This window comes from Novosphingobium sp. FKTRR1 (assembly GCF_020404405.1).
GTDB lineage: Bacteria > Pseudomonadota > Alphaproteobacteria > Sphingomonadales > Sphingomonadaceae > Novosphingobium.
Genome location: NZ_JAIZDA010000006.1, coordinates 78,635 through 88,304, shown reverse-complemented (window position 1 = coordinate 88,304; position 9,670 = coordinate 78,635). Strand labels below are relative to the sequence as shown.

The window sequence follows — 9,670 nt, the reverse complement described above, 5'->3', positions numbered from 1 at the left end:
ATGCCCCAAAGCTGCATTTCTGCGGGAAATGCGCACAAATCGCCGCGCCAAGACTATCTGGGGAAGGCGTTGAGATCGTAGACAAGCACCTGAAAATAGGTATTTTTTACTATAGCGCTGCCATTGCTGGCCAACTCTCCCGTACTTTCCCGCATGATTTGCGCCACCATGGCGGTTGTCGGGTAAGGCGCGATCGACCGGCCTGTGCTGGGCAATCAGGCCGCAGACCGGCCGTCCGTTGGACCGGGAAAGCGCAAAATCGGGCGCAATCAGCGCAATTCGGCGCCCGACTCGGCTGGCGACGACTTGTGCCTGGTGGTCACAGGGCCATGCATCGAATCGCCCAACCGGTTCGACCGGCGGCCTGCTTCCCGTATTTTCCCGCAAGAACGCCGCGCGCCCGCCGCGCGAAAAATCAGGGCTTGCTGGCGCCGGTCCGCGATGGCGAAGAGGGCGTCGCCGGGGCCGTCTTGGCACCGACCGGCAGTTCGGGCGCAACGCCCAAGTCGACCAGCGGATCGTTGACCGGGGTCGCGCTGGCGGTTGTGCCGGGCCCTGCGGCGGTGACATCGAGGACGGCCGCCCGGTCGACCAGCTTGGCCCGCTCCATGATGACATTCGCCAGACTGACCAGCAGCAGCATGGCCGAAAGCCCGAACAGGCCCACTTGCAGGCGGTGCACCACTTGCGCGCGCAATTCGCGGGTGGTCGGCCCATGCTGGCCCAGCGCGAGATCGGTTGCCTGCGCGCCGCCGCCGGACATGCTGACGACCGACTGCCCGGCCTGAGGCTTGGCCCGTGAGCGTCCGTAGCGCGCGGTAGTCCTGTCAAACAGTCCCATAGGCGAAGCAGTCTATCTTATTGCTGCAACCATGGGAAGACCGGCAGGCCCTTCGCCTCAAGCCAGGCCGGGTTGTACAGCGACGACAGGTAACGGAAGCCGGTGTCGCACAGGATCGTGGCGACCCGGCTGCCCTTGCCCAGTTGCCGGGCCAGCGCCACCGCGCCCGCCACGTTGATCCCGCTCGACAGGCCAAGGCACAGCCCCTCTTCGGCAAGCAGGCGGGTGACCCAGTACAGGCCTTCCTCATCCGAAATGCGGAACTGCGTGTCGATCGGCGCGCCTTCAAGGTTGGCGGTGATGCGGCCCTGCCCGATGCCTTCGGCCACCGAACTGCCCTCAGCCCGCAATTCACCGTTGGCGTAATAGTTGTACAGCGCCGCGCCATGCGGGTCGGTCAGCGCGATGGTGATCGCTTCGTCGAATTCCTTGAGCCCGAGGCCGGTGCCCGCAATCGTCCCGCCGGTCCCGGCGGCACACGTAAAGCCGTCGATGCGCCCTTCCATCTGCGCCCAGATTTCGGGCGCCGTGCTTTCGATATGGGCGCGGCGGTTGGCGATGTTGTCGAACTGGTTCGCCCAGATCGCGCCCTCGGTCTCCTCGGCAATGCGGCGCGAGGTGTGGACGAAGTGCCCCGGATTCGAGAACGGCGCGGCCGGCACCAGCACCAGTTCGGCGCGAAGGGCGCGCAAGGTGTCCATCTTTTCGCGCGATTGCGTTTCGGGCATCACGATCACGGTCTTGTAGCCCAGCGCATTGGCGACCAGCGCCAGCCCGATGCCGGTATTGCCCGCCGTGCCTTCGACAATCGTGCCGCCGGGGCGCAGCGCGCCGCGTTCCTCGGCGTCGCGCACGATCCACAGCGCGGCGCGATCCTTCACCGAAGCGCCGGGATTGGCAAATTCGCATTTGCCATAGATTTCGGCGCCAGCCGCCTCGCTCGGCCCCTTGAGCAGGACCAGTGGCGTGTTGCCGATCAGGGAAAGCGTGTCGGGCAGGGAAGCAGGTGCGGTCATGGCGGCACGAGGTAAGGCGTCATGCGCCGCTCGGCAACGAATTTGCGCTTGGGGGCGGTTTAGCCTGACTCGCGCCCGGCCCGGATCGCGCCGCCGCCCGCGAACGGCGCAATCGCCAGCGCGGCCAGCGAACAGGCCGCCAGCAGGCCCAGACCGCCCTCACCGCCCGGCTGCAGCGAGCCTGCGCCAAAGATCAGCAGCGGCACCGTCAGCGGGATCGCCAGCAGCCCGCCCAGCGCCGAACCCGCACGCAAGCCTGCGGTCAGCGCAGCGATGGTGACGCCGATCGCGGCAAGCCCCGGCGTGCCCAGCAGCAGCCCCAGTTCCACCGTCGCCAGTTGCCCGGCATCGAGCGACAGCAGTCCCGCCGACAGCGGCGCGGCCAGCAGCAGCGGCACCCCGAAGCTGAGCCAGTGCGCCGCGATGCGGACCAGCACCAGCGCCTCTTCGGAAATGCCTCGCAAGGCCCACTGGTCGAAGAACCCGGCCTCGACATCGGGTTCGACCAGCCGGTCGAGCGGCAGGATCGCGGCGAGCAGGGCCGCCACCCAGATCACGCCCGCCCCGGTGCGCGCCAGCAGCCGCGCGTCGGGCCCCACCGCGAAGGGATAGAGCATGGCGACCGCCAGAAAGAACAGCAGCGGCAGCACTGCCCCGCCCCGCCCCATCGCGCCGCGCAGCAGGATCGCCAGATCGCGCCGGAAGATCACGCCCAACGTGCGGATCATGCCGCGTACTCCGCCAGCGCGAGCGTCCGCAGATGGTCCAGCGTCAGCGGCTGGTGCGAGGCGATCAGCGCAAGGCCGCCCGCAGCAAGGTGCGCCGCGATCGCGGCTTGCGCGGCAAGCGCCCAATGCGCGTCCAGCCCGTTGAGCGGTTCGTCGAGCAGCCAGATCGCCGCCCCGCTGGCGGCCAGCCGCGCCAGCCCGGCGCGCTTGCGCTGGCCGGTGGACAAGTAGCGCACCGGCACGTCAAGCAGATCGTCCAGCCCGAACGGATCGGCCCGGCCCCCCGTGGTCGTCGGCGGCGGCGCGGCGTGTTGCGGCTGGGCGCGGTCGATCCGGCGCCAGAAGTCCAGCGCCTGCCCCAGCGGCAGATGGCCATCGAGCGCGGGCCGCTCATCGAGCAGCGCCAGCGCGCCCTGACGCTCCACGGTTCCGGCATACGCCTCACGCAAACCGGCCAGAATGCGGATCAGGCTCGATTTGCCCACGCCGTTCGGCCCGGCCAGATGCAGCGCCTCACCAGCCTGAAGCGCAAAGTCCAGCCCGCGAAACAGGATGCGATCGCCGCGCCTGCAGGCCAGTCCCTGCGCAGAAAGGGTTGTTACGGTCACGAGAGCGGGCACACTTGCATGGACCGCGGCGATAGGGGAAAGCGGCGCAACTGCCAAGGAGAGAGCCTGATGGGAATCGCCTGCCTTACCGATGCCGAACGCGATGCCGCGCTGGCCGAACTGACCGCATGGACACTGCGCGACGATGGCCTTGCGATCACGCGCACGCTGCGTTTTGCCGACTTTGCCCAAGCGTTCGGCTTCATGGCCAGAGTGGCGATCGTGGCCGAAAAGGCCGACCACCACCCCGAATGGTTCAACGTCTACAACCGCGTCGAAATCACCCTGACCACCCACGATGCAGGCGGGCTCTCGGTGCGCGACGTGGAACTGGCACGCCAGATCGACGGCTTCGCATCGGCGGCGTGACCGGATCGTAACCACACGCAATCTGCTCCTCCCCCGTTCGGGGGAGGCCGGGAGGGGGCGCGCGGCGCTCACAGGAAACCGCAAAGCCCCTCCCCCAGCCCCTCCCCGCCGGGGAGGGGAGCAAGGCCGCCGCCTCACCCCAGCGGGCGGCCCGACGAGCGGTTGCGCTTGCGGATCAGGCCGGGCAGCCAGCGGGCGGCGAACTGCGCGCTGGTGGCGGTCTTGCCCACCAGCGTGTGCAGTTTTTCGCCGTGTACCGCGCTCCACGCCGCGTCGGCCACGGCCTCGACCGGGGTGATCTCAAGCCCCGAAGGGATCACGCGGTCGCGGATCGCCTCGTTGCTCTTGCGGTTGGGGGCGATGTCGAGCAGCGGGGTGTCGATGAAGCCGGGCATCAGATCGCGCACCGCGATGCCGTCTGCCGCCCATTCGCCGTCGAGCGATTCGGTGATCGAGCGCACCCCGAACTTGGTAGCCGAATAGACCGACCCGCCCGGCACGCCATAGATGCCCGCCGCGCTGGCGGTGTTGAGCAGGCACGAGCCCGGCGCGCTGGCCTTGAGGTACGGATAGGCCGCCTGCGCGCCGAAGATCACACCCTTCAGGTTGATGTCGAGCGTGCGCTCCACTTCCTCGGACGAAAGGTCGACGATCGGGCCGCCGATGGGGATGCCGGCATTGTTGAACACCACGTCGATCTTGCCGCCCGCCGCCTCGGCAAAAGCCGCCAGGGCCGCGTCCCACGCCGCGCGGTCGCGCACGTCGAGCCGTGTCGTCCAGCAACTGCCCGGCGGCAACAGCGCCAGCGTTCCGGCCATGCCTTCATCGCTGATGTCACCGATGCCGACGAACCAGCCTTGCGCGGCAAACTTGCGCGCCGCTGCGCGACCGATGCCCGACCCGCCCCCGGTGATGAAAATCGCCTTCCTTGCCATGCGTCCTGCTCCCGACGTCGTTATGAACGTTCGGCAGCTACCTTACAGCCTTGTCAGCAAGATCAAAGCGCCGGATTGTCGTAGCAGTGCCAGGTGAAGATTGCCGCCGCGCCGCGGTGCGGGCGCCAGCTTTCGGCCAAGGCCCGCGTCGTCTTTTCGTCGGGGCGGTCGGGCAGGCCGAGCAGTTTGCCCAGTCCCACCTGCACCGCCAGATCGCCCGCTGGCCAGATGTCGGGCCGCCCTTCGGCGAACAGCAGATAGATTTCGGCTGACCAGCGACCGATGCCCTTGATCCGAATCAGCTGCGCGATGGCTTCCTCGTCGTCGGCGGGCAAGGCTTCCAGATCCAGCTCGCCCGCCACCACCAGTTCGCACAGCGAGCGGGCATAGCCCTGCTTTTGCCGCGACAGGCCGCAGCCGCGCAGATCGTCGAAACCCGCATCCAGCAGCACCTGCGGATCGCAATCCTCGCCCAGCAAGGCTTCCAGCTTGGCCCAGACCGAACTGGCGGCGGCCACGCTTACCTGCTGGCCCACGATCGTGCGCAGCAGCGTGCGATAGCCGCGCTCGCGGATGCGCGGTTCGGGATGGCCGACTTTGCCGAGCGCCTGTCCGATCGACGGGTTAATCGCCGCGATATGGGCAAGGCCCGTGGCAATCTGTTCGGCGCTCAATCCCATCGCGGCATCCTTGTTGCGGTATTCGCGGCTCACCCACGTGGGCCGCCCCCTTTTTAGGCCCCTATTGCCAAAGGCCGGGGCACACGATAGCAGCCCGGCCCAAAGACGGATAGACAACCATAGACCGTTAGCCACGGGTTCGCGTCTCGCCAGCGATGCGAGGCGGCCCGATCAGGAGACCAGGACGATGCCGAAGCTGATTGTCGTGAACCGCGCAGGCGAAGAAACCGAAGTCGAAGCCGCTGCCGGCCTGTCGGTGATGGAAGCCATCCGTGACAACGGCTTTGACGAATTGCTGGCGCTGTGCGGCGGCTGCTGCTCGTGCGCCACGTGCCACGTCTATGTCGACGCCGACTTTGCCGACAAGGTCAGCCCGTTGAGCGAAGACGAAAACGACCTGCTTGACAGCTCGGACCACCGCACCGCCGCTTCGCGCCTGTCGTGCCAGGTGCAGATCACCGACGCGCTTGACGGCCTGCGCGTGACGATCGCTCCCGAGGACTGATCGTCCAAGCGGTCTCGCTTGTCGCGCAGACCCAGCCAAAAACCCGCTGTTTCCGGTCGGAAACGGCGGGTTTTCGCGTTGACGGGCCGCTGCGCTTGCAGGATGACCCACAAGACCATCGCAACCGGCTGCGGGAGCGGCTAATGCAACGCTGGCTCCGACCGGGCGATTCCGGCAGGTGCATCGCGCCGTATCGACACCACGCTGAAAGTAGGCTTCCGATGATCCGCAAGCTCCCGCTGCTGACCCCTGCCACCGCCCTTGCAACCGTCCTTGCCAGCGTCCTTGCCACCGGTGCGATGCTGGCTCCGGCTGACGCCTCTGCCCGTGCCGCTGCGGCAGGCGCGGGGCACCCGCTGCTGCTGATCTCGATCGACGGCCTGCGCCCTGGCGACGTGGCCGATGCCGCCGACCGGGGGCTGAAAGTGCCCAACTTGCGCAGCTTTCTGGCTGAGGGCAGCTATGCCAGCGGCGTGGTCGGGGTGCTGCCGACGCTGACCTATCCCAGCCACACCACCTTGCTGACCGGGGTTGCGCCCGCGCGCCACGGCATCGTCAACAACACCACCTTCGATCCCACCGCCATCAACGAAGGCGGCTGGTACTGGTATGCCGAGGACAACAAGGCGCGCACGCTGTGGGACGCCGCGCACGATGCCGGGCTGACCACCGCCAACGTGCACTGGCCGGTCTCGGTCGCCGCGCGCAACGTCACCTGGAACCTGCCGCAGATCTGGCGCACCGGCCATCCCGATGACGCCAAGGAACTGCGCGCGCTGTCGACGCCGGGCCTGACCGGCGAGCTGGAGACCGCGACCGGCACCGCCTATGCCGACGGCAAGGACGAGAGTCTGGCGGGCGACCGCAACCGCGCGCGCTTCGGCGTCTCGCTGATCGAGCGGCACCACCCCGGCTTCGTCACCGCCTACCTGACCGCGCTCGACCACCAGCAGCACGGCACCGGCCCCGGCTCTGACGAGGCGCATGCCACGCTCGAAGTGATCGACGGACTGGTCGGCGATCTGGTCGCGGCCGAACGCAAGGCGCACCCCGACGCGGTGATCGCGGTGGTCAGCGACCACGGCTTTGCCAGTGTCGATACCGCGATCAACCTCTACCGCCCGTTCATCGATGCCGGACTGGTCAAGGTGGATGCGCTGGGCAAGATCGCATCGTGGGAAGCAACGCCGTGGGCCTCTGGCGGGTCGTTCGCGATCGTGCTGGCCCGGCCCGACGATCAGGCGCTCCGGTCGCGGGTGATCGACGTGCTGGCCAAGTTGCAGGCCGACCCTGCGGCCAGGATCGACTCGGTGCTCAACCCCCCAGCCATTGCCGCCGCCGGTGGCAATCCGCAGGCGACGTATTACGTCAACCTGAAGCTGGGCGCGGTGGCGGTGCCGTTCATCAACGACAAGCTGCCGCTGAGTTTCCCCTCGCCGGTCAAAGGCATGCACGGCTATTTCCCCGCCGCGCTCGAACTGCGTTCAACCTTCCTGATCAAGGGCCCCGGCGTTGCCCGCGGCCGCAACCTTGGCGAGATCGACATGCGCGCGATCGCCCCGACGCTGGCCAAAGTCATGGGCGGCACGCTGCCCAAGGCGGAACAACCGGCGCTGGCGCTGGACAAATAAAGCACTGATTTAGGTCGTAAACTCATAAATGGCGCCTTCGAGGCACCCGAACGGCGAAGATATCGGACGGAAGCGACCGCCGGGAAGGCTGGTTGCCTTTCCAAGGTTGCTTTCGTTCGAGATCGAAGCCGTTCGGGTGTCCCTTCGGGATTTGACCAAAACGGCCCATTGCGGCGTCGGAAAGGCTTGAGATATCGACATATCCCTGCGCCTTCCCTCCTTGCACTGAGCCGTTTTGCTTCAAACCTCGATGGCGCGATTTATGAGTTTACGACCTAATATACTTTATTCACTCGCCACCCCGGACTGCGCCAACCTGGCGGCAAGCACACGTGGCTCCTCCCCCGTTCGGGGGAGGTTGGGTGGGGGTGCGCGGTGCCCGCAGGGAACCGCATGACCCCCTCCCTCCGCCCCTCTCCGCCGGGGAGAGGCGTTGGCTGGAGTCAAGCCCAAGCCACCTTGACAAAACAAACCAAATAGGTTATTTGCCGCAACTGGATCGGGTGCGGGGCCAAGGCCGGCTTCGCTTTCGCATCTTCCGAGGCGGTGGAACCATTCCCCGCTTCGACGCGACCGGTGCGGGGCGCGGGGCCATTGACGGAGGCGGTACCCCTCAGTCCTGGCCGGGCGATTACTGCGCCAGCATGAAGGGTTTGTGGTCGGGGCGCTTGATACCAGCGTCCCCACGCGCCGGGCCGTTTGCGAGCCGCCGCCCGGCGGGGATGCCGCTTTCCTTCGTATCAGGCCGAGCCGGGACCGTTCCAGCCGTCCACCCCGGCCAGTCGCAACAGAGCATGGCCCCCGCCCACCGTCATACCCGGCTCCGTGCCTTCTCGGCAGGCGCCGCACCGGTCGCGCGATTCACCCGTCTGGTTCCCCTGTCCTGACTTTGCAGGACAGGTGCGCCTGCTTTCCGCACAAAAAAGCCCCCGACCGCACCGCTGCGGCCGGGGGCTTTTTTGTGCCTGAAACGCAGTCCCTGAAGCGCGGTCAGAGCCGCAGGCCCGCCGTCTCGTCAAGGCCCGCCATCAGGTTGAGGCTCTGCACGGCGGCGCCGCTGGCGCCCTTGCCCAGATTGTCGAGCCGCGCGACCAGCCGCGCCTGCTCGCCATCGGCGCTGCCGATCACGTGCAGTTCCAGCCCGTCCCACGGCGCCATCGAGGCGCGCAGCAACAGCTCGCCGCCAGCGGGAAAGTCCTGCGCCACGCTGACGATGGGCGATCCGGCATAGAACTCGGTCAGCGCCGCGCGCAGCACATCGGCAGAGGGCGCGCCGGGAATGATCGACAGCGGCAGCGGCACTTCCACCACCATGCCGCGCATCGCAGCGATCACCGCCGGGCTGAACAGCGGTGCGATGGCAAGGTGCGCATAAGCCTGCATCTCGGGCACGTGCTTGTGGCCGAATGCCAGCCCATAGCCGCGCCAGGCGATGTCGCGATCGGCCTCGAACCGCTCGATCAGCGCCTTGCCCCCGCCCGAATAGCCCGACACCGCATGGCACGAATAGGGCCACGCCACCGGCAGCAGGTTGGCGCGGATCAGCGGCGCCAGCAGGGCGATGAACCCGGTCGGATAGCAACCCGGATTGGCCACGCGCTTTGCCGCGGCCACCGCTTCGCGCCCCACCACCTCGGGAAAGCCGTAAGTCCAGCCGGGAGCGACCCGGTGCGCGGTGCTGGCGTCGATCACGCGGGTGCGCGCGTTGGCGATCATGCCGACCGCCGCCACCGCCGCATCGTCGGGCAGGCACAGGATCACCACGTCGGCATCGTTGATCGCCTCGCGCCGGGCCGCGTCATCCTTGCGCCGCGCCTCGTCCAACGTGATCAGGGCGAACTCCTCGCGACCCGCCAGCCGCTGCGCGATTTCGAGCCCGGTGGTGCCGACCGCGCCGTCGATGAACACCTGCACGGTCATGCCGCCACCAGCGCGCTCAACGGGACATAGCCGACAAAGCCGACCTCGCCCTGCTGGCCCCACGCCCATTCGCCCGCCATGTCGAGCACGTTGAACACGGCGCCTTCGGCCAGTTCGGTCAGCACCTCGGCATCAGCGCGGCCCGCCTTGCGCAAGGGTGCGCCACCGGCAAGCACCACATGCGGCATCGGCACCGCGTAATGCGGAACGAACACGTGCCCGGCACAGCGGATATGCGCCAGATCGCCGCGTACCGGACGGTGCAGCGGATCGACCGGCTCGGCCGGGCGGGTCAGCGCAAAGTCGCGCGGCGTGTCGGCTGAACCGACGATCAGGTCGTTTTCGAAGGGCGCGGGGCCGGAAGTGCTGAGCATAAGGTTCGCGCGCTTACCGGCATCGCGCCCGCTGTTCAAGGCATCGTCCATTTCTGCCCCCTT

The 9,670-nt window shown here is 67.7% G+C and carries 11 protein-coding genes; 3 read left to right on the top strand and 8 right to left on the bottom strand.

The features are described 5' to 3' along the window. Positions 1-415: 415 nt before the first annotated feature. The 4 genes from LDN95_RS08235 to ccmA are packed head-to-tail and all read right to left on the bottom strand — an operon-like array spanning position 416 to position 3,193. Entirely contained in the window at positions 416-841 is a 426-nt protein-coding gene (locus LDN95_RS08235) for a hypothetical protein (protein ID WP_226017180.1), read from the bottom strand. 17 nt (positions 842-858) lie between these two features. Further along, positions 859-1,857, bottom strand: coding sequence for a cysteine synthase A (locus LDN95_RS08230; RefSeq protein ID WP_226017179.1), 999 nt, complete (start codon positions 1,855-1,857; stop codon positions 859-861). A 59-nt stretch (positions 1,858-1,916) separates the two neighbouring features. Then, complete coding sequence (ccmB, locus tag LDN95_RS08225; RefSeq protein WP_226017178.1) at positions 1,917-2,585, bottom strand: heme exporter protein CcmB; 669 nt, start codon at positions 2,583-2,585, stop codon at positions 1,917-1,919. Beyond that, positions 2,582-3,193, bottom strand: a complete 612-nt coding sequence (gene ccmA, locus LDN95_RS08220) for a heme ABC exporter ATP-binding protein CcmA (protein ID WP_226017177.1) — start codon at positions 3,191-3,193, stop codon at positions 2,582-2,584. The genes ccmB and ccmA overlap by 4 nt, the downstream gene beginning before the upstream one ends. A gap of 69 nt (positions 3,194-3,262) precedes the next feature. Here ccmA and LDN95_RS08215 point away from each other — a divergent pair, with 69 nt between their 5' ends. Beyond that, positions 3,263-3,562 carry a 4a-hydroxytetrahydrobiopterin dehydratase gene (locus tag LDN95_RS08215; protein WP_226017176.1) on the top strand — a complete coding sequence of 100 codons (300 nt, stop codon included), beginning with the start codon at positions 3,263-3,265 and terminating at the stop codon, positions 3,560-3,562. A 134-nt stretch (positions 3,563-3,696) separates the two neighbouring features. Here the strand turns inward: LDN95_RS08215 and LDN95_RS08210 are convergent, their stop codons facing one another. Beyond that, the gene (locus tag LDN95_RS08210) at positions 3,697-4,497 is read right to left on the bottom strand and encodes an SDR family oxidoreductase (RefSeq protein ID WP_226017175.1); all 801 of its coding nucleotides are present in this window, start codon (positions 4,495-4,497) and stop codon (positions 3,697-3,699) included. Positions 4,498-4,559: 62 nt separating this feature from the next. Next, a complete protein-coding gene (locus LDN95_RS08205; RefSeq protein ID WP_226017284.1) occupies positions 4,560-5,177 on the bottom strand; it encodes a DNA-3-methyladenine glycosylase in 618 nt (205 codons plus the stop codon). A gap of 187 nt (positions 5,178-5,364) precedes the next feature. On the opposite strand from LDN95_RS08205, the gene LDN95_RS08200 reads away from it, so the two are divergent. Both LDN95_RS08200 and LDN95_RS08195 read left to right on the top strand, forming a co-directional pair. Then, the gene (locus tag LDN95_RS08200) at positions 5,365-5,682 is read left to right on the top strand and encodes a 2Fe-2S iron-sulfur cluster-binding protein (RefSeq protein WP_226017174.1); all 318 of its coding nucleotides are present in this window, start codon (positions 5,365-5,367) and stop codon (positions 5,680-5,682) included. 224 nt (positions 5,683-5,906) lie between these two features. Then, a complete protein-coding gene (locus LDN95_RS08195) occupies positions 5,907-7,313 on the top strand; it encodes an ectonucleotide pyrophosphatase/phosphodiesterase (protein WP_226017283.1) in 1,407 nt (468 codons plus the stop codon). A gap of 990 nt (positions 7,314-8,303) precedes the next feature. Here LDN95_RS08195 and argC read toward each other — a convergent pair. Next, positions 8,304-9,233 carry an N-acetyl-gamma-glutamyl-phosphate reductase gene (argC, locus tag LDN95_RS08190; RefSeq protein WP_226017173.1) on the bottom strand — a complete coding sequence of 310 codons (930 nt, stop codon included), beginning with the start codon at positions 9,231-9,233 and terminating at the stop codon, positions 8,304-8,306. Next, a complete protein-coding gene (locus LDN95_RS08185) occupies positions 9,230-9,658 on the bottom strand; it encodes an SH3 domain-containing protein (protein ID WP_226017172.1) in 429 nt (142 codons plus the stop codon). The genes argC and LDN95_RS08185 overlap by 4 nt, the downstream gene beginning before the upstream one ends. Between the last annotated feature and the right edge of the window lie 12 nt (positions 9,659-9,670).

Coding starts and splice junctions, on each gene's coding strand:
- LDN95_RS08235 (WP_226017180.1), bottom strand. CDS start 841: ATGGGACTGTTTGACAGGACTACCGCGCGCTACGGACGCTCACGGGCC.
- LDN95_RS08230 (WP_226017179.1), bottom strand. CDS start 1,857: ATGACCGCACCTGCTTCCCTGCCCGACACGCTTTCCCTGATCGGCAAC.
- ccmB (WP_226017178.1), bottom strand. CDS start 2,585: ATGATCCGCACGTTGGGCGTGATCTTCCGGCGCGATCTGGCGATCCTG.
- LDN95_RS08215 (WP_226017176.1), top strand. CDS start 3,263: ATGGGAATCGCCTGCCTTACCGATGCCGAACGCGATGCCGCGCTGGCC.
- LDN95_RS08210 (WP_226017175.1), bottom strand. CDS start 4,497: ATGGCAAGGAAGGCGATTTTCATCACCGGGGGCGGGTCGGGCATCGGT.
- LDN95_RS08205 (WP_226017284.1), bottom strand. CDS start 5,177: ATGGGATTGAGCGCCGAACAGATTGCCACGGGCCTTGCCCATATCGCG.
- LDN95_RS08200 (WP_226017174.1), top strand. CDS start 5,365: ATGCCGAAGCTGATTGTCGTGAACCGCGCAGGCGAAGAAACCGAAGTC.
- argC (WP_226017173.1), bottom strand. CDS start 9,233: ATGACCGTGCAGGTGTTCATCGACGGCGCGGTCGGCACCACCGGGCTC.
- LDN95_RS08185 (WP_226017172.1), bottom strand. CDS start 9,658: ATGGACGATGCCTTGAACAGCGGGCGCGATGCCGGTAAGCGCGCGAAC.